This is a genomic window from Deinococcus planocerae (assembly GCF_002869765.1).
GTDB classification, from domain to species: domain Bacteria; phylum Deinococcota; class Deinococci; order Deinococcales; family Deinococcaceae; genus Deinococcus; species Deinococcus planocerae.
In genome coordinates this window covers 126820-143943 of the sequence record NZ_PNOR01000006.1, presented here as the reverse complement: position 1 = coordinate 143943, position 17124 = coordinate 126820, and the positions used below count along the sequence as shown (strand labels likewise).

Genomic DNA, 17124 nt, shown 5'->3' with positions numbered 1-17124 from the left:
GATATGGCAGTAGGAAGAGGTACGTGTCGTCGTCCACGTCGCTGGGGTAGCCTCGCCGGGTCACCCCCGCATTCTGCCCTGCCCAGACTCTTACCCGAAAGTTCAACCGTGTTCTTGGCAGCCTCTAGCGCAGGAGTTTAAAGGACAGTATCGATTTACGGTCAGGGATTCAGTTGTGGTGCAATCGTCTGATTTGGAGGAGTTTAAGACTAGTAGAAGTGATGGAATGGTGTATGCTTTAGTCAAGGACGGCACTGAGGTCATTTCCTCATATATTAGGTCGCTGAACGATAGATTGCGCAAAATAAAGCATTTGTCGTTTAAATATGACTTTGTGTATAGGGAGGATGAGAGCAATCCTATTGCTACATCTGAAATAATAGATTCTATAAGAAACGCCTTTAATCTTGGCCTTGAAGAGGACCAGATAATAGAAGCGTACTCAAGAAACGACGCCCCAACCATTGCTGTAGTTAAGGAAGCGCTTAGGATCGTCCGCTCTATGCCATCTGTAGACACGATAAGTGAAATAGGGTCTTATATAGATCAAAACTATGGCTGGCCTTGGCCGCAAGGAATCAGGTCGGACGTAGAAGCTCATTTCTTGCTTGATAGGCAAATAGTTCATTCGGCGATGGGTAAAATTAGGGCCGATATTATGAGAGACAAATTGAGAACTATACACTTAACGATTTAATAGGCTGCTACATCTAAATTACCCCCAATCGCTTCTCCTCCTCATACAGCCGCTCGCCCACGAACTGCTTGAGCAGCGTCTGGTACGGCACCTTCTTCAACTCGGCAACGTGCTTGAGCCGCTTTTCCATGTCCTCGTCCAGGCGCAGGGTGGTGACGTGGGTGGCTTTGGGCTGGCGCGGTTGCCGGGGCCGCTGGCGGGGAGCGATGCGGTTCAGCACCTCCCAGACCTCGGGGTCATTGCGCCCTGCTTCGATCAGGCCAGGACCGATGCTGTGTGTCTGCCAGAACTCGATGAACTCTTCCTCGGTGGCAAACTCGGGAATCTCGGCGCTGGAGTTGACGGCGGGCAGTTCCTGTTCGGTGCTGGTCATGGGCTTCACTCCTCGGTGTAGTAGCGCGTGCGCTCCTCGGGTGTGGCGGCACGGACGGTCACAACTCGGATTCTCTCGCCTCTCAACTCATAGAAGATGACGAGGACACGGCCCGCTTCGGTGGCCCCAATGATGCCGTAACGCCGTTGCCCGAGCGGCCCCCGGTGGGCGGGAGTTTCGAGGACGGCAGGATCACGCAGGGCCTCTTCCGCCTCCTCCGGTTCGACCTTGTGGCGGGCGATGTGCTCCAGATTGGCAAAGTCCCAGTCGAATTCCATCGGCTGGGACCCAGTGTATACGCTTTCGTAAAAGTGACCGTCTACACTTCCAGCGCCAGCTTGTCCACGTCGTTGAGGAGCGGCGTTCCCGCCGGGTACTCGCCGTTGAAGCACGCCAGGCACAGGCCGGGGCCGCCCACGGCTTCCCTCAAGCCCCGCTCGCTGATGAAGGCGAGGGTGTCGGCGCCGATCAGCTCCCGAATCTCCTCACCTGTGTGGGTGCTGGCGACGAGTTCCTTGCGGGCGGCGGTGTCGATGCCGTAGAAGCACGGGTGCTTGATAGGCGGGCTGCTCACCCGGAAGTGGACCTCCCGCGCCCCCGCCTCGCGCAGCAGGTTCACGATCTGGCGGCTGGTGGTGCCGCGCACGATGGAGTCGTCCACCAGCACGACCCTTTGGCCCCGCACGGCGCTGGTGGGCGAGAGCTTCATCTTGACCTTCAGCTCGCGCGCCTCCTGGGTGGGGGCGATGAAGGTCCGGCCCGCGTAGGGGTTCTTGTACAGGCCGTAGTCGAAGGGAATGCCGCTCTCCCGCGCGTACCCGATGGCCGCCCCGATCCCGGAGTCGGGCACGGGCACCACGATGTCAGCCTCTACGGGGCGCTCGCGGGCCAGCCTCTCGCCCATGCGGATGCGGCTCGCGTGGGTGTCCACCCCGTCCAGCTCACCGTCGCTGCGCGCGAAGTAGATCCACTCGAAGGCGCAGGGCGTGGGCCGCCCCGGCTCCACCATCAGCGAGTGCAGGCCGCCCCGGTCCATCCACACCAGTTCGCCCGGCTGCACGTCCCGCACCAGCCGCGCCCCCACCGCGTACAGGGCGCACGGCTCGGAGGCCAGCACGTAGGCCCCGTCGTCCCGCTGCCCGATCACCAGGGGCCGGACTCCGTGTGGGTCGCGGAAGCCGAGGAGCTGGGTGCGGCTCATCAGCACGCAGGCGTACCCGCCCCGGAGTTTCCGCATGGCGGCGGCGGTCGCCTCCACGAGGTCCATGTGACTCTCGCGGGCGATCAGGTTAAGCATGACCTCCGAGTCGTTCGTGGTCTGGAAGAGGGCGCCCTCCATCAGCATCGCGCTGCGCACCTCGCGGGCGTTCACGAAGTTGCCATTGTGCGCCAGGCCCAGGATGCCCTTGTTCGTGCGGGTGGTGAGCGGCTGGGCGTTGAAACGCAGGTTCGAGCCCGTCGTGGAGTAGCGCACGTGCCCGATGCTGACCCGGGCATTGGCGAGCCGCAGGCCGTCGAGCCGCCGCTCGTCGAACACCTGCGTCACCAGCCCCAGGTCCTTGTCCACGTGGAACTTCTCACCGTCCGAGATGCACATCCCCGCCGCCTCCTGCCCCCGGTGTTGCAGGGCGAAGAGGCCGAGGTACGTCAGCCAGGCGAGGTCGTTCGGCTCGGGCGAGTACAGCCCGAAGACGCCGCACTCGTCCTGCGGTTTGTCGGTGGCGGGGTCAAAGAGCATGGTGGGGTCCTTTGGAGGGGTGGGCAGCACGTCGCGTACCCCCCCTCTGCTGCGCAGCTCTACGAGTCCCAGCCTCCCCTACAAGGGGGGAGGAGCAAAAAGATGAGGGTGGGTAGATTCGGGTATGCCGTATCGTTTGCCGCGTGAGAGCGTCAGTACCGAGGTGGCACGCACGCTGCGCCGGAACCTGACCTCCGAAGAACGGATGCTCTGGGCAAGGTTGAGGAGTGCGGGGCTGGGTGTCAGCTTTCGTCGCCAGGAGCCTGTCGGACGGTACGTGGTGGATTTCGTGTGCTATCCAGCACGGCTCGTTGTTGAGCTCGACGGGAGCCAGCACCTGAACAGCGAAGCTGATCGAGTGCGAGACGCAGCCCTGCAAGTCGATGGGTTCCACGTCCTGCGCTTCTGGAACACCGAGGTCAGGGGCAATCTGGAAGGCGTCCTTGAACGCATCTGCACGGCACTGAGCGAGCGCCTTTAACCCCTCCCCCCTTGTAGGGGAGGCTGGGACTCGTAGAGCTGCGCAGCAGAGGGGGGGAACGAAGCGCCCCACCAGCGCCCCTCGTTCCCAACCCAGAGCACCACCAACCCGCTTCACCCCAAAATCCCCCGAAGCGGCGTCGTATAAGCATTCCTCAGCGTCCCAAGATTCACGCTCAAGTGTACGTTCGCCCCCGACACCGAGATGGCGACGCTTTCCCCCCCCGAGCTAGGCAGGCTCTCGCCGATCACCACGTAAGGCACGCTCATCTCATCCAACAACCGCTGCGCCTCGTCCTCGTGCCCGACCTGGACGGCCACCACGACGCGGCTGTGCGCTTCGCCAAACAGAAGGGCGTCGGGGCGGACTCCCTCAGGCGCGGCGAGCGTCACCTTCACGCCCCGCCCGCCCGCAATCGCCATCTCTGCCAATGCCACGGCCAATCCGCCCTCCGAGCAGTCGTGCGCGGTATCCGTCAGGCCCGCTCGAATTAGGGCGAGCGTTCCGGCGATGACACGCGATTCGAGGTCGAGGTCGAGGGGCGGCACCTCCCCCGCCTCCAGCCCGTGAATCATCTCCAGGTACTGACTCGCCCCAATGCTTTCCGCGTGGCGGCCCAGCAGGTAGAGGCTGTGCGGCCCCTCCTTCAGCGCGAGGCTGGCCCGCCTCGTCACGTCGGGCAGCACGCCCACCATGCCAATCGTCGGGGTGGGGTGGATGGCGACGGTGCGGCCCTCCTCCACGTATTGGTTGTAAAGGCTGACGTTGCCCCCGGTGACCGGCGTATTCAGCGCGCGGCAGGCGTCCGCGATCCCCTGTACGGCCCGCTGAAGCTGGAAGTACACGTCCGGCCTCTGCGGGTTCCCGAAGTTGAGGTTGTCCGTGATCGCCAGCGGCGTCGCCCCCACGCAGGCGAGGTTGCGCGCGGCCTCGGCGACGGCGGCGGCGGCCCCCAGGTAGGGGTCGAGGTACACGAAGCGCGGGTTGCAGTCGGAGGTGGCGGCTACCCCCAGCCCCGAATCCTTGATCCTCAGCACGGCGGCGTCGGCGGCACCGGGGGCGACCACCGTGTTCGTCATGACCTGATGGTCGTACCGCTCGAAGATGGGCCGCTTGCTGGCAATCGTGGGGTGCGAGAGCAACTCCACCAGCACCGCCCCGAGGTCGCCGGGCACGGGCACGCCACTGAGGTCGCGCCCCCGCTTGGCTTTGATCTCCTCGGATTCCACGCCCTCCCGCGTGTACTTGGGCGCCTCGTTGAGCAGGGCGACGGGCAGGTCGCAGACCACCTCGCCGCGCGAAGTCAGGCGGTAGCGGTCGTGGGCCTCCACCCCGCCGATGGTCACCACGTCGAGTTCCCACTTGGCGAGGAGGTCCAGCAGTTCCCCTTCGCGCCCCGGCACCGGCACCAGGATCATGCGTTCCTGCGACTCGCTGAGGCACAGTTCCATCGGCACCATGCCCGTCTCGCGGGTGGGCACGAGGTCGAGGTTCATGGTGATCCCCAGCCCCGCCCGGTACGCCATCTCGCAGGTCGAGGAGACGAGGCCCGCCGCGCCCATGTCCTGCACGCCCGCGACGAGACCCGCCCCTATCGCCTCCAGCGTGGCCTCCAGCAGCAGCTTCTCCATGAAGGGGTCGCCCACCTGCACGGCGGGGCGGTCGGCCTGGGAGGCGTCCGAGAGGTCGGCGGAGGCGAACACCGCGCCGCCCAGCCCGTCGCGCCCGGTCTTGGAGCCGACGTAGACGATTTGGTTCCCCACCGCGCCCATCGTCCCCTTCGCCAAGTCCTCGTGACGGAGTAAGCCGAGGGCCATCACGTTGACGAGCGGATTCTCCTGGTAAGAGGGATGGAACGTCACCTCACCGCCTACGGTGGGCACCCCGATGGCGTTGCCGTAGTGCGAGATGCCCTCTACCACGCCGTTCACCAGGAAGCGGGTGCGGGGCGAGTCGGGGTTGCCGAATCTGAGGGAGTCGAGCACCGCGAAGGGCCGCGCCCCCATCGCGAAGATGTCGCGCAGGATGCCGCCCACGCCCGTCGCCGCCCCCTGCACGGGTTCCACGGCGGACGGGTGGTTGTGGCTCTCCATCTTGAAGGCCACCCCCCACCCTTCGCCGATGTCCACCACGCCCGCGTTCTCGCCGGGGCCCTGGAGAACCTGCGGCCCCGTAGTGGGAAAGGCGGTAAAGAGGGGCCGCGAGTTCTTGTACCCGCAGTGCTCCGACCACATCGCGCCGACGATGGCCGCCTCCAGCGCGTTCGGCTCCCGCCCGATGCCCGAGACGAGGAGGTCGTATTCCCCTTCGGTGAGACCAAAGGTGGAAGCGCGGTCACGGAGGGATTGAACCTGAGTCATGCCCGTTCCTTCTTGCCGAGTTGAATCTGTCCCCGGTGGTAGGCGACGTGCCGCAGGTGCATCCCGATTCCTTGAAGGCGCGGGCGCTGGCCCCCCGGCGCACTCGGGGAGAAGGAGGGGGCTTGCAGATCGGCGGCGTTGAGGTTGTGGATGAAGGACAGCACGCGCTCCGTCACCTCGTCCAGGTGAGCGAGGATCACGGCTTTCCCCGCGCTCTCCCGGTGGGCGGGCTCGCCGCTGAGCGTCCCTACCCACTCCCGGTCCTCCCAGCCCAGGTGCGCGTAGGATGGCGAGCGGTCGTTCAGCACGGCCAGCCGCAGCCACTCGGCGACGTGGAGGGCGTGCCAGGCGGGAGAGTGCCCCACCGTCGCGGTGCCGAACCCCTCGGCGGGGATGCTCTCTAGGGCCGCGCGGAAGGCGCCCAACTCCGCCCCGTACTGCTCGATCAGGAATTGCTTGAGTTCGTTCACTTCACCACCACTGTTGCCAGGCTCTCGAAAATCCCGCGCCCGTCCTCGCTGCCCAGCAACGCCTCGACCGCCCGCTCGGGGTGGGGCATCATGCCCAGGACGTTGCCGCGCTCGTTCACGATCCCCGCGATGTCGTTCAGCGAGCCGTTGGGGTTGTCCACGTAGCGGAAGACGACCCGGCCCTCGTCCTCCAGCCGGGCGACCGTCCCCGGGTCGGCGTAGTAGTTGCCCTCGCCGTGCGCGATGGGGATTTCGATGACCTGGCCTCTCTCGTAAGCGTTCGTGTAGGCCGTCCCCGCGTTCTCCACGCGCAGGTGGACCGGCCTGCACAGGAAGTGCACCTCGCGGTTGCGGCTCAGCGCGCCGGGGAGGAGGCCCGCCTCGGTGAGCACCTGAAAGCCGTTACAGATGCCCAGCACGTAGCCGCCGCGCTCGGCGTGCTCTTTCACCGCGGCCATGATCGGGCTGCGCGCGGCGATGGCCCCACTTCGGAGGTGGTCGCCGTAGGAAAAGCCGCCCGGCAGCAGCGCGAGGTCGGTCCCGGTGGGAAGGCCGCCTTCCGTATGCCACACGAACCGCGCGTCCGGGTCGAGGGTCAGCCGCGTGGCGTGCAGGGCGTCCGCGTCGCAGTTGGAGCCGGGGAACTGGATGACGGCGACCCTCACAGGCGCTCCAGTTCGGTCACGGTGCGCTCGCCGCCCGCGGTGCCGGTGTTCACGGTGGAGGATGGCTCGAACAGGAGCATCCAGACCTCCCCGGTCTCGGCGACCGGCTGGTGCTCCACGCCGCGCGGCACGATGATGAATTCACCGACGCCGATCCGCTGCTCGCCGTCTCGGAAGCGCATCAGCAGCGTGCCGCGCGTGACCAGAAACAGCTCGTCCTCGTGTTCGTGGGCGTGCCAGACGAACTCGCCGCTGATCTTGGCGAGCTTGACCTGCTGGCCGTTGAGCTCGCCGACGATCTTGGGCGACCAGTGATCGGTGAAGAGGCCGAATTTGTCCTCCAGGCTGACCTTCCCCGGCGTGCTCATGCGCCCACCGGCTCGGCCTGCTCAAGCTCCCAGCGCGCCTCCTCCATGATGGGGTTACTCAGCACGCTTCCTACGATGTTTGAAAGCTGCGCCTCAACGGTTGGGCGTTCGCCCTCCAGCGTGAGTTCGATGTACTTGCCGACCCGCACGCCCGTCACGTTCGTGTGGTCGAGGTGCGACAGCGCCCGCTCGACGGTGCGCCCCTGCGGGTCGAGGATGGAGGGCTTGAGGGTGACGAAGACTTTGGCGTGGTAGGTGGGCATGGGGACACTCCGTGTTGCAGAAGGCGGATGGCAGATGGCAAGAAGAGGGCGGCTGATGCAAAAGCTCGCGGAGCCTTCTGCTTTCTGCCTTCAGCCTTCCGCGGGTGCGGTGACGCGCCTGAGCATCTCCGCGTACGCCTCCTCCACCCCGCCCAGGTCGCGGCGGAAGCGGTCCTTGTCGAGCTTCTCGCCTGTCTCGGCGTCCCAGAAGCGGCAGGTGTCGGGGCTGATCTCGTCGGCGAGGACAATTTGCCCGTCGTGCGTCCTGCCAAACTCCAGCTTGAAGTCGATCAGGCGGATGCCCCGCGCGGCGAAGTAGGGGGTCAGGAAGTCCCGCACCCTCTGCGCCAATTCGCGGATGCGGCTCAACTCTCCTTCGCGCGCCCAGCCGAGGGCAATCGCCGTGTCGGTGTTGATGAGGGGATCGCCCAGCGCGTCCGACTTGTAGCAGTACTCGACGACCGGGCGGGCGAGGGGCGTGCCCTCCTCCACGCCGAGCCTCCCCGAAAAGCTGCCCGCCGCCACGTTCCGCACGATGACCTCGACGGGCACGATGGTCACGGCCCGCACGCGCTGCTCGGTGTCCGACAGCCTCTCGATGAAGTGGGTCGGGATACCTGCCGCCTCCAGTCGGGGGAAGAGGTGGGCGGTGATCGCGTTGTTCACCGCCCCCTTGCCGAGAATCTGGGCCCGCTTGACCCCGTTGAAGGCGGTCGCGTCGTCCTTGTACTCGACGATGTACTCGTGGGGGTCGTCCGTGGCGTAAACCCGTTTGGCCTTGCCCTCGTACAGGGGCTCGCGCTTCATCTGGGCTCCGGGGAGAGTAGAACCGGCGCCACGTCAACTCGTTCGGGGCGACGCTCGGGGCTCGCGGGGGTGGTCATGCGGGTCTCCATCGCCGCCTCTCGGGCGGGCTTACCGCGGCACGGTGGGGGCACGCGGGGCGTCTCGCAGGACGCGGGTGGACGTGGTGCGTGGGGGAGACGGCCCCAGGGGCCGTGCAACCGTGGTCCGGTCGCCGTACCGCACCTTAACACCCCGGCGGCGGGGAGGCCGCGAGGTCGTTCAAGCCGGGTGACACCGCCCGCGCGCCCCAGACGGCACAATGGCCCCCGTGAACCGCATCGAAGCCACGCTCATCGCCACCGGCCTCAAGTTCGCCGTCGTCAGCACCCGCTGGAACCACTTCATCGTGGACCGCCTCGTGGAGGGCGCCGAGACCGCCTTCGTACAGCACGGCGGGGACAGCGCCGACCTCGACCACTACCTCGTGCCCGGCAGCTTCGAGGTGCCCTTCGTCGCCCGCCGCCTCGCCGAGTCCGGGCGCTACGACGCCGTGGTGTGCCTGGGCGCCGTGATCCGGGGCGCGACCGACCACTACGACTTCGTGGCGGGCGCGGCCACGAACGGCATCCTGAACTCCATGCTGCATACGGGCGTGCCCATCGCCTTCGGTGTGCTCACCACCGACACCATCGAGCAGGCCGTCGAGCGTGCGGGCACCAAGGCCGGAAACAAGGGCGGCGAGGCGGTGCTCGCGATGATCGAGACCGTGAACCTGTTGCGCCAGCTTCCGCTGGACGGCTGAGCCTCAGCGCCGCGCCCGCACGAACCGCTCCCGCCCGGTGAGGTCGGGCAGCACCTCGGCCCGCCAACCTTCCGCCCGCAGCTCGGCGGCGAAGGGGGCGGCGTTGCGCGGGTCGAGTTCGAGGAGCAGCGCGCCTCCGGGGGCGAGGGCCTGTCCAGCCTGCGCCGCCAGCGGTCGCGCCACCGCCAGCCCGTCCACTCCCGCGTACAGGGCGAGGTCCGGGTCGTGGCCCACCTCCGGGTCGGCCTGCGCCCGGTCGCTCTCGGGCAGATAGGGCGGGTTGCTCACGATCAGGTCGAAGGGGCCGGGCAGGCCCGCATGGAGGCTCCCCTCCACGAAGGTCACGTCCAGCCCGTTCAGCGCCGCGTTCTCCCGGGCGAGGGTCAGCGCCCCAAGACTGAGGTCGGTCGCCGTGACGGTCGCGTCCGGCCTGGCCGCCCCCACGCCCAGCGCGAGCGCCCCCGTCCCCGTCCCCACATCGAGGACACGCGGGGCAAAGGCGGGGCGCAATGCCTCCAACGCGAGGTGGAGCAGCCACTCGGTTTCGGGGCGGGGCACGAGCGCGCGGGCGTCCGTCTTCAGCCGCACCCCACCCCACTCCACCTCGCCGAGCAGGTGCTGGAGGGGAATGCGGGTCGCGCGCCGTTCGATCACCTCCGCCAGCCGCCCCGCCTCCGCCTCCGGAACCACCTCCCCGCCCCGCGTGAGGAGCGCCGACGCACTCAGCCCAAGCGTATGCAGCACGAGCGCCCGCGCGTCGGCCTCAGGAGACGGCACACCCGCCTCACGCAGAAGGCGGGCGGCGTGGAGCAGCCAGGCGCGAAGGGTGGGGGGTGGAAGAGTCTGGGACATCTTTTTTACTCCTCCCCCTTGAGGGGGGAGGTTGGGTGGGGGTGAATCACGCCAACGCCTCGCTGGCGCCAACTGGCGCCTGGCCCCTACCCGTGCCGCGGTTTGATCACCAGCCGCCGCGCCGCTCCCTCCCCAATCGACTCGCTCATCACGTCGGGGTGCTCCTTGAGGGCGATGTGAATCACGCGGCGCTCGGCGGGGGGCATGGGCTGGAGTTCGTGGGGCTCGCCGCTCTTGGCGACCTGCACGGCCAGCCGCTCGGCGAGCTTGGAGAGGGTGTCGGCCTGGCGCCTGCGGAAGCCGCCCACGTCCACCCGCACCCGCAGGTCGCCTCTCCCCGCCTGCTTGGCGAGCACCGTGTAGGCGATCACCTCGATGGCCCCCAGGGTCCGCCCGTCGCGCCCCGCCAGCCGGGCGGCGTTCTCCCCGGTGATCTCGGCCTCCAGGGCGTCTTCGGCCTCGCGCACGGAGACGGAGAGGTCGGGGTCGATGCGGCTGACCAGGCCCCGGAGGAAGCGCTCCAGCACCGCGCGGGGGTCCTCGTGCGCGGCCTCCAGGGCGGGGGCGGCCTGGGGCGCGTCTGGCGCGGGGGGCGGCGGAGCCACGTCGTCCGCGCCCGCGATCCCCAGCCCCGCGAGGTAGTCGTCGAGGTTCGTGCGGTTATCCATGCTCAACAGTCTATCCCGCCCCTCTCACGCCTTTCCCACCGCCCAGCGTTAAGGCACGGCAACCTCCGGCAGACAGATGCCTGCGCCACATATCCTGCCCCAGCCCAAGGAGAAGGGCGAAGGCCCGCGCGGGGAGCCTTCGCCCTCCAGTCCGGTGCTTACTCCTGGGGCCGCTCCACCAGGTACGCCCGCTCGATCACGTCGGGCGTGCCGGGCATTCCGGGCTGGATGCGGGTCAGGCGGTCGAGCACGTCCAGCCCCTCCACCACGCGCCCGAAGACGGTGTGCCGCCCGTCGAGGTGCGGCGTGGCGGTGAAGGTGATGAAAAACTGCGAGCCGTTGGTCCCCCGGCCCATCTGGGTGCCCGCGTTCGCCATGCTCAGGATGCCCTTGCCGCTGTGGCGCCGGTCGTTGATCTCGTCGTCGAACTTGTAGCCGGGGCCACCCGTGCCCGTCCCCGTCGGGTCGCCGCCCTGCGCCATGAAGCCGTCGATCACGCGGTGGAACTTGATTCCGTCGTAGTAGTGGTGGCGGATCAGGTACGCGAAGGAGTTGACGGTTGCGGGCGCGTCGTCCGCGAAGAGTTCCACCACGATGCGCCCCTTGCTCGTCTCCAGCACGGCCCGGTAGTCCTTGCCGGGGTCGATGCCGTCACCGAGCTCGGGCGCCTGCCGGAACTGGGTCTTGCGCTCGCTCGACAGTTCGGGCGTCGGGGTGAAGCCTTGGGGCTGGTAGGCGTCCTGGGAGGTCATGGGGGGCATTGTAACGGGGGAGGCGAGTCACTCCGGTTCATCGATGAAGATGTCCTCGATCCGGAGCCCGAACAGCCGCGCGATTTTGAAGGCGAGGGACAGGCTGGGGTCGTGTTTGCCCGTTTCCAGGGCGTTGACGGCCTGCCGGGACACGTCCAGCCGCTCGGCGAGGTCGGCCTGGGTCAGGCCATGCTCGGCGCGCAGCACGCGGAGGCGGTTTTTCATCGGCGGCTAGGCCCGTGTCTCGCGGCGCTGGAGAACGACATAACCCAGGCCGAAGACCACCCAGCCGCCCAGAAAGAGCAGGATAAGCAGCAGGGCCGGGACGGTCTCCGCCTCCCCCCGCCCGCCGAGCAGCGAGGCGGCCCCCAGCATCCCGAGGACGAAGAGGCCGACCATCACGGCGTTGAAGGCCAGGGCCACCGCCCGCAGCATCAACGAGCGCTCGTACTCGTCCAGCAGGCGGTCGACCGCCAGATTGCGGCCCGCGTCCACCAGCGGCGTCAGGCACAGCAGCCCGGTGCCCAGCACGTTCACCTCTCCCGGGCGGCTCAGGAAGACGAAGGCGAGCACCGCCCCCAGCGTCAGCCCCGCTCCCAGCACGGTGTCGGGCCGGGTCGCCCGCCGCCGCCGCTGTGCCCGACTCATCGGCGGCGCATACCCCGGAGCACGGCGGCCACCAGAAGCAGGAAGCCCAGCACGATCAGCAGCACGTAGAGCAGGTGGGTCAGCGGTCCAGCCCGCACGCCCTGCGAAGCCGGGCCGAGCAGCAGCAGGGCCGAGCTCAAGGCGATGAGCGAGGCGGACAGAAGGTTGGAGACAGTGCGGCGGGTCTGGTTCATGTTGGCTCCCCCCTCGTGTGTCAGGCTTGCTTGACACAAGGTAGGGGGGACACGACGAAATGTCAAGTCAACCTTACTTCTTCTCGCCCACCACCCACTCCCCGCCCCGCATCAGCGGCTCACGGGTGCCGTCCTCGCGCACGCCGTCCACATCGGTGCCGGGGGTGCCGATCATCCAGTCCACGTGGATCAGGGAGTCGTTGCCGCCCGCCGCGATCAGGGCCTCGGGGTTCTCGCCGTCTTGCACGTTGGTGGGGTAGCAGCGGCCCAGGGCGATGTGCGAGGCGGCGTTCTCGTCGAAGAGCGTGTTCAGGAAGAGGGTGCCCGTCCGCGCGACGGGGGCCGAGGCGGGCACGAGGGCGATCTCGCCCAGCCGGGCCGCGCCCTCGTCCGTCTCGACGAGCTGGCGCAGGGTGTCCTCCCCCTTCTCCGCCGTGACCTCGACGACCCGGCCTCCCTCGAAGCGCATCCGAATGCCCTCGGCGAGCTGGCCGCGCACACTCAGGGGCTTGCTCGCCACCGCCACCCCGTCCACCCGCTCGCGGTGCGGCGCCGTGAACACCTCGTCGGTGGGGATGTTGGGCACGCCGCGCACGCCGTTTTTCGCCGTCTCCGCGCCCCCCTGCCAGATGTGCCCTTCGGCGAGGCCCACGGTGAGGTCGGTGCCCAGCTCGCTGCGGAGGTGAATCGCCGCGTACCGCCGCCCGTTGAGGAAGGTGCACAGGCGTTCCAGCCGGTCCAGGTGCGCGTTCCAGGCGGCCACGGGGTCGGGCTCGTCGGCACGGCTGACGGTGAAGATGTCGTCCCAGAGGCGGGAAACAGCCTGCTCCTCGGGGAGGTCGGGGTAGACGGCCCTCGCCCAGGCCGGGGTGCTCATCGCGCCGACGGTCCAGCTCACCTCCATGCCGCCGATGGCGCGCTGGACGTTGCGCATGGAGGCCGCTACCGCCTTGGAGCGCCGCGCGACCCGGCCCTGGTCCACCCCGGAGAGCAGCGAGGGGTCCTCACCCACGACGGAGATGAAGGCGTAACCGTCGGCGACGAGGTTCTCTCCCTCCTGCGCCGCCCACTCCGGCAGAAAGTCCACCGCCGCGTCACCGCCGTCCTCGTACCGGGTGAGGGAGAGGTGGGCATCGGTGTAGTCCACGCGCACGTCGAGCGCCCCCGCCCGGTACGCGGCGCGGGAAACCAGCCGGACGAGGGGAGCGGCCTCCAGGGGAGCGGTCACGCGCACCTTCCCCCCCTCCGGCAGGTTCACTCCCGTGCGGACGAGCAGTTCGGCGTAGCGGGCGAGCTTGGCCTCGAAGTCGGCGTTGAGGGTCATGGGCGTCACTCTACGGCGTCTCCCGGAGCAGCGGGCGGCAGGGTCAGGGTGTGGTCGTCCGCACGGCGTGGGGTGCGGCCCCCGCTCACCCGCCAGTACACGCCGTTCTCGCGGGCGAGCAGCCCCAGCCCCACGAGTTCGCGCCGCAGGGTGAAGAAGTCGGGGTGGTACTCGCCGAGCATGTCGCTCACCTCGCGCTCGGTGTACGTGCGGCCCGGCTCGAACAGGGAGGCGAGCTCCATCAGGATCACGTCCCGCTTCTTGCGCTGGGCGGGGATGCGGGTCAGCCGTCCGCCTTGCATGAAGGCCCGCAGCACCCGCGCCCGGTAGGGGTCCTCGGCGGTCGGAGTCTCGCCTTCCCCACGAATCAGGGCCGAGAGTGTCACGCCCAGCGCCGCGTGGTTGACCCCGTGCAGGCGGTGATGGCCGTCTTGCCGCACGGTGGTCAGCCCCGCCTCCGCGAGTGCCGCGAGGTGGTGGCTCACCGTGGCGGGCGCGAGGTTCATCAGCCGCGCGAGCGTCTCGCCGGACAATGCCTGGGTCCACGTCAGCCGCAGCAGCGCCAGCCGCGCCGGGTGCGAGAGGGCGCGGAACAAGGCGGCGCGGGCGGTCAGGTCGGTGCTCATGCCCGTGCCTCCCGGGGCCAGGGCCGCTCCCCGTGGCCGACGAGGTGACTCGCCGCATAGATGTCCAGCGCCGCCCGCAGCGTGTCCAGCCGGGCCCGCGCCCTGGCGATGGCCGCCCGGTCCTCCCCCGCCCGCGCCAACCGCACGTCCCGCTCGGCGTTCGTGAGCAGCCCTTCGAGGACGCGGTGGAAATGGGCGTTCATCCTGGCCTGCGGCCCGTCATCTCGTCTTGAAGTCATCTCGACTCCTTTCGGGCCCAGCCTACTTCGATTCGGTAAGTGTCGAAATAAAGCAAATGACCTACCCGGGTGCGCCCGCCCGCAAGCTGGGCCCATGCGCCGCCGCTGATTCCTGCTCGCCGTCCCCGCCTGGGCGCTGTTCACGTTCGGTCCGCTGCTGGGCGTGCTGATCTCATCGTGGGTGGCCGGAATGAACGGCTGCCGACTGGACGAGGCGGGAACGTACCCTTGCGTGGTGGCCGGGGTGGACGTGGGCGGGCTGCTCTCCTTCCTCTTCGTCCTGGGGTGGCTGATGCTCGTCACCATTCCGGTCGGTGTCCTGGCGGGGTCGGGAGGGCTGGTCGCCTGGGTGGTCTGGCTCGTCTCCCGACGCCGCACTGGGGGGCGTGCCTGAGCTACCAGCCCTCGATCTGCCGCCCCGCCTCGAAGGCCGCCGCGCCCACCGCCACGGCGAGGTTGAGGCTGCGGCCCCCGCCGGGCTGGGGAAGTTTGAGGGCGGGCAACGCCTCCCGCAGCCAGACCGGCAGCCCGCGTGACTCCGGGCCGAAACAGAGGTAATCTCCCTGCCGGAAGCCCGCCCGGGTGTAGAGGGTCGTCGCGTGGGTGGAAAAGGCCCATACCCGCGCTTCCCCCGGCAGCGCCGCCTGGAAGGCCGACCAGTTCGCGTGCTCGAACAGGGACACACCCTCCAGGTAGTCCATCACGGCCCGCCGGAACTCCCGGTCGTGGAGGTGGAAGCCGAAGGGCCGGATCAGGTGCAGCTCGGCCCCCAGGACGGCGCAGGTCCGCGCGACGTTGCCCACGTTCCCCGCCTTCTCGGGCTCGTAGAGCACCACGCGCAGCAGGGGAGAGGGTGAAGCGTCGGTCACGCCCCCACCCGCGTGAGGAGCACGGTCACGCGCACCTGAACGTGGTCGGGTGCCAACCCCTCCGAGGTCTTGAAGCTCACGCCCACCTCGGTCTCGGCGAGCCCCAGCAGGGCGGCCACGTTCCCGGCGATCTCGGCCCGCAGCGGCCCCAACTTGGGGCGGTCGAGCGTGACGACGAGGGCGACGTTGGCGGGGGCGTACCCCCTCTCCCGCACGAGGGCCAGGCAGCGGGCGAGGATCACGCGCGAGTCCAGGCCCGCGTTCTCGGCGGCGGTGTCGGGGTAGTGCTGCCCGATGTCCCCGAGGCTCAGGCCGGAGAGCAGGGCGTCGGCGACGGCGTGGAGCACGGCGTCCCCGTCGCTGTGGGCCACCGCGCCCCGCTCGGCGTGGGGAATGGGCACGCCGCCGAGGACGAGCGGGCGTCCGGCGGCGAGGCGGTGGGCGTCCTCTCCGAAGCCGACGCGGGGGGGGAGGGGGGAAGGGGTCATGGGGGTAGCTTAGGCCAGGATGTCCAGACCCTACCTGCTGCTCAATGTCACCGTTCCACTCGCGGTGGGGCTTCTTGTCGTGGCCTTGCTGCTGGGTGTAACCTCCCGGCTCAGCCATCCGCTGCTGGCTGCCGGCGTTCTTTGCGGCATTCTGGCGGTGGTTCTGGGCGGAGTCTCTGTCGTGCTCGGCCTGACCATCCCATAGGGTGAGGGAACCGGGTCAGAAATCCATCTCCGCCGCTCCTCGGGTGGCATCTCGCAGCGCCGCCGTGAAGGCTTCGGCCTCCTCCGGGTACACGCGCACGGGTAGGGTCACGCCCGAGGCCGTATACGCCTCCTCGCCGCGCCCGGTGTCGAAGGTCCCGAGGAGGTGGTAGAGCGCGCTCAGGTGCTCGAAGGGCACGCTCACGCTCAGGGTGACGCGGGGCCGCACCGTCTCGCGCGGGGCCGTCCGCAGGCACTCCGCCGCCGTACCCCCGTAGGCGCGCACGAGGCCGCCCGTGCCGAGCTTCACCCCGCCGAAGTAGCGCACGACGACGACCATGACGTGATCCACCCCCTGCCCCTCGCTGGCCCGCAGGATGGGCGCCCCCGCCGTGCCCCCCGGCTCCCCGTCGTCGGAGAAGCGGTAGAGCGGCAGGATGCGGTAGGCCCAGCAATGGTGGGTGGCGTCGGGGTAACGGGCATGCAGGGCCGCCAACTGCGCCAGCGCCGCTCCTGGCGTGTCGGCCCGCTCGGCGAAGGCCAGGAACTCGCTGCCTTCGACCACGGCGTCATGCCGGTGCGGCGCCGCCAACGTGGTGAAGGGCGGGGGCAGGTCGGGCAGGGTCACAGCAGCCCGCGCTCCGTGAGAGGCCGCCGCGCGTGCCAGAGGGTGAGGCTGCTCGGCCCGTCCTGAATCTCGCCCGCCTCCAGCATCCGGTACGCCTCGCCCAGGGGGAGCACCACCCGCTCGATGACCTCGCCCGCCTCGTGGGCGGTCTCCCCCAGCGTCACGCCGAGGGCGAGCAGGGCGTAGAAGACGACCCCGCTGATGCTGGGCTGCGGGTAGAAGCCGGGCAGGCCCACCCATTCGGCGGCCCGGCCCCCCACCTCCTCGGCGAGTTCGCGGACCGCCGAGTCCAGCAACTCCTCACCGCGCTCGACCCCGCCCGCCACGACCTCCCACACGGTCGCCCGCAGGGGGTAGCGGTACTGCCGGATCAGGACCGCCTCGCCCGCCCCGGTCACGGGGAGCACGAACACGGCGCGCGGGCCGCGGGGGCGGTACTGGTAGGTGACCTCCACCCCCGAGGCGGTGCGCGCCCGGTCCTCCAGCACCCGGCGCGGGCTGTCCACCAGCGTCCGGGATTCCAGGGTCTCCCACGGCTGTGTCTCGTCCGGGACCAGCCCCGGCCAGTTGGGGTGCGCGTCCCGCGTGTCCGCCATGCCCGCAGGCTACCGCAGGCCGCCCCGCGCGGG

General features: G+C 68.9%; 26 protein-coding genes. 4 read left to right on the top strand and 22 right to left on the bottom strand.

Annotated elements, in window-relative coordinates; translation table 11 throughout:
- Positions 1-710 precede the first annotated feature (710 nt).
- From A7B18_RS05255 to purF, 3 genes are read right to left on the bottom strand one after another with little or no spacing between them, the layout of a single operon-like run.
- Positions 711-1070, bottom strand: coding sequence for a hypothetical protein (locus A7B18_RS05255; RefSeq protein WP_102125630.1), 360 nt, complete (start codon positions 1068-1070; stop codon positions 711-713).
- A gap of 5 nt (positions 1071-1075) precedes the next feature.
- Positions 1076-1348 (bottom strand): BrnT family toxin, encoded by a 273-nt coding sequence (locus tag A7B18_RS05250; RefSeq protein WP_102125629.1) that lies wholly within the window; start codon positions 1346-1348, stop codon positions 1076-1078.
- A 41-nt stretch (positions 1349-1389) separates the two neighbouring features.
- On the bottom strand, positions 1390-2808 hold the full coding sequence (gene purF / locus A7B18_RS05245; RefSeq protein ID WP_102125628.1) for an amidophosphoribosyltransferase: 1419 nt from the start codon (positions 2806-2808) through the stop codon (positions 1390-1392).
- A 124-nt stretch (positions 2809-2932) separates the two neighbouring features.
- Here purF and A7B18_RS05240 point away from each other — a divergent pair, with 124 nt between their 5' ends.
- Positions 2933-3289, top strand: a complete 357-nt coding sequence (locus A7B18_RS05240) for an endonuclease domain-containing protein (RefSeq protein ID WP_102125627.1) — start codon at positions 2933-2935, stop codon at positions 3287-3289.
- Positions 3290-3402: 113 nt separating this feature from the next.
- On the opposite strand, the gene purL is transcribed toward A7B18_RS05240, so the two are convergent.
- The 6 genes from purL to purC all read right to left on the bottom strand — a co-directional run bounded on the left by purL (position 3403) and on the right by purC (position 8222).
- Positions 3403-5649: a phosphoribosylformylglycinamidine synthase subunit PurL gene (purL, locus tag A7B18_RS05235; protein WP_102125626.1), complete on the bottom strand. Its 2247-nt coding sequence runs from the start codon at positions 5647-5649 to the stop codon at positions 3403-3405.
- Complete coding sequence (locus tag A7B18_RS05230) at positions 5646-6119, bottom strand: DinB family protein (RefSeq protein WP_102125625.1); 474 nt, start codon at positions 6117-6119, stop codon at positions 5646-5648. The genes purL and A7B18_RS05230 overlap by 4 nt, the downstream gene beginning before the upstream one ends.
- Positions 6116-6784 (bottom strand): phosphoribosylformylglycinamidine synthase subunit PurQ, encoded by a 669-nt coding sequence (gene purQ, locus A7B18_RS05225; protein WP_180970025.1) that lies wholly within the window; start codon positions 6782-6784, stop codon positions 6116-6118. Before purQ ends, A7B18_RS05230 begins: the two co-directional genes overlap by 4 nt.
- Positions 6781-7152, bottom strand: coding sequence for a cupin domain-containing protein (locus tag A7B18_RS05220; RefSeq protein ID WP_102125623.1), 372 nt, complete (start codon positions 7150-7152; stop codon positions 6781-6783). Before A7B18_RS05220 ends, purQ begins: the two co-directional genes overlap by 4 nt.
- On the bottom strand, positions 7149-7415 hold the full coding sequence (gene purS / locus A7B18_RS05215) for a phosphoribosylformylglycinamidine synthase subunit PurS (protein WP_102125622.1): 267 nt from the start codon (positions 7413-7415) through the stop codon (positions 7149-7151). The genes A7B18_RS05220 and purS overlap by 4 nt, the downstream gene beginning before the upstream one ends.
- A gap of 90 nt (positions 7416-7505) precedes the next feature.
- Positions 7506-8222: a phosphoribosylaminoimidazolesuccinocarboxamide synthase gene (gene purC / locus A7B18_RS05210; RefSeq protein ID WP_102125621.1), complete on the bottom strand. Its 717-nt coding sequence runs from the start codon at positions 8220-8222 to the stop codon at positions 7506-7508.
- A gap of 307 nt (positions 8223-8529) precedes the next feature.
- Between purC and ribH the strand changes: the two genes are divergently transcribed.
- Positions 8530-9003, top strand: coding sequence for a 6,7-dimethyl-8-ribityllumazine synthase (ribH, locus tag A7B18_RS05205; protein WP_102125648.1), 474 nt, complete (start codon positions 8530-8532; stop codon positions 9001-9003).
- Positions 9004-9006: 3 nt separating this feature from the next.
- Here ribH and prmC read toward each other — a convergent pair whose 3' ends face one another.
- The 9 genes from prmC to A7B18_RS05160 all read right to left on the bottom strand — a co-directional run bounded on the left by prmC (position 9007) and on the right by A7B18_RS05160 (position 14306).
- Positions 9007-9855 (bottom strand): peptide chain release factor N(5)-glutamine methyltransferase, encoded by an 849-nt coding sequence (gene prmC / locus A7B18_RS05200; protein WP_102125620.1) that lies wholly within the window; start codon positions 9853-9855, stop codon positions 9007-9009.
- Between the two features lie 86 nt (positions 9856-9941).
- A complete protein-coding gene (locus A7B18_RS05195) occupies positions 9942-10523 on the bottom strand; it encodes a Jag family protein (protein ID WP_102125619.1) in 582 nt (193 codons plus the stop codon).
- A 158-nt stretch (positions 10524-10681) separates the two neighbouring features.
- On the bottom strand, positions 10682-11275 hold the full coding sequence (locus A7B18_RS05190) for a peptidylprolyl isomerase (RefSeq protein ID WP_102125618.1): 594 nt from the start codon (positions 11273-11275) through the stop codon (positions 10682-10684).
- Between the two features lie 27 nt (positions 11276-11302).
- The gene (locus tag A7B18_RS05185; RefSeq protein ID WP_102125617.1) at positions 11303-11500 is read right to left on the bottom strand and encodes a helix-turn-helix transcriptional regulator; all 198 of its coding nucleotides are present in this window, start codon (positions 11498-11500) and stop codon (positions 11303-11305) included.
- 6 nt (positions 11501-11506) lie between these two features.
- Positions 11507-11923, bottom strand: coding sequence for a hypothetical protein (locus A7B18_RS05180; RefSeq protein WP_102125616.1), 417 nt, complete (start codon positions 11921-11923; stop codon positions 11507-11509).
- Positions 11920-12117, bottom strand: coding sequence for a hypothetical protein (locus A7B18_RS05175; RefSeq protein WP_102125615.1), 198 nt, complete (start codon positions 12115-12117; stop codon positions 11920-11922). Before A7B18_RS05175 ends, A7B18_RS05180 begins: the two co-directional genes overlap by 4 nt.
- A gap of 73 nt (positions 12118-12190) precedes the next feature.
- Positions 12191-13441, bottom strand: a complete 1251-nt coding sequence (locus tag A7B18_RS05170) for an aminopeptidase (RefSeq protein WP_102125614.1) — start codon at positions 13439-13441, stop codon at positions 12191-12193.
- Between the two features lie 5 nt (positions 13442-13446).
- Positions 13447-14067, bottom strand: coding sequence for a DUF2087 domain-containing protein (locus A7B18_RS05165; RefSeq protein WP_102125613.1), 621 nt, complete (start codon positions 14065-14067; stop codon positions 13447-13449).
- Entirely contained in the window at positions 14064-14306 is a 243-nt protein-coding gene (locus tag A7B18_RS05160; protein ID WP_245872744.1) for a hypothetical protein, read from the bottom strand. The genes A7B18_RS05165 and A7B18_RS05160 overlap by 4 nt, the downstream gene beginning before the upstream one ends.
- A 163-nt stretch (positions 14307-14469) precedes the next feature.
- Between A7B18_RS05160 and A7B18_RS21285 the strand changes: the two genes are divergently transcribed.
- On the top strand, positions 14470-14700 hold the full coding sequence (locus tag A7B18_RS21285; protein WP_146009464.1) for a hypothetical protein: 231 nt from the start codon (positions 14470-14472) through the stop codon (positions 14698-14700).
- Position 14701: 1 nt separating this feature from the next.
- Here the strand turns inward: A7B18_RS21285 and A7B18_RS05155 are convergent, their stop codons facing one another.
- Both A7B18_RS05155 and ispF read right to left on the bottom strand, forming a co-directional pair.
- Positions 14702-15175, bottom strand: a complete 474-nt coding sequence (locus tag A7B18_RS05155; RefSeq protein WP_102125611.1) for a tRNA (cytidine(34)-2'-O)-methyltransferase — start codon at positions 15173-15175, stop codon at positions 14702-14704.
- The gene (ispF, locus tag A7B18_RS05150) at positions 15172-15663 is read right to left on the bottom strand and encodes a 2-C-methyl-D-erythritol 2,4-cyclodiphosphate synthase (protein WP_102125610.1); all 492 of its coding nucleotides are present in this window, start codon (positions 15661-15663) and stop codon (positions 15172-15174) included. Before ispF ends, A7B18_RS05155 begins: the two co-directional genes overlap by 4 nt.
- Before the next feature lie 19 nt (positions 15664-15682).
- On the opposite strand from ispF, the gene A7B18_RS05145 reads away from it, so the two are divergent.
- Complete coding sequence (locus tag A7B18_RS05145) at positions 15683-15868, top strand: hypothetical protein (RefSeq protein WP_102125609.1); 186 nt, start codon at positions 15683-15685, stop codon at positions 15866-15868.
- 15 nt (positions 15869-15883) lie between these two features.
- On the opposite strand, the gene A7B18_RS05140 is transcribed toward A7B18_RS05145, so the two are convergent.
- Complete coding sequence (locus A7B18_RS05140) at positions 15884-16489, bottom strand: IMPACT family protein (protein ID WP_102125647.1); 606 nt, start codon at positions 16487-16489, stop codon at positions 15884-15886.
- A 2-nt stretch (positions 16490-16491) separates the two neighbouring features.
- Positions 16492-17091 carry an NUDIX domain-containing protein gene (locus A7B18_RS05135; RefSeq protein ID WP_102125608.1) on the bottom strand — a complete coding sequence of 200 codons (600 nt, stop codon included), beginning with the start codon at positions 17089-17091 and terminating at the stop codon, positions 16492-16494.
- Positions 17092-17124 lie beyond the last annotated feature (33 nt).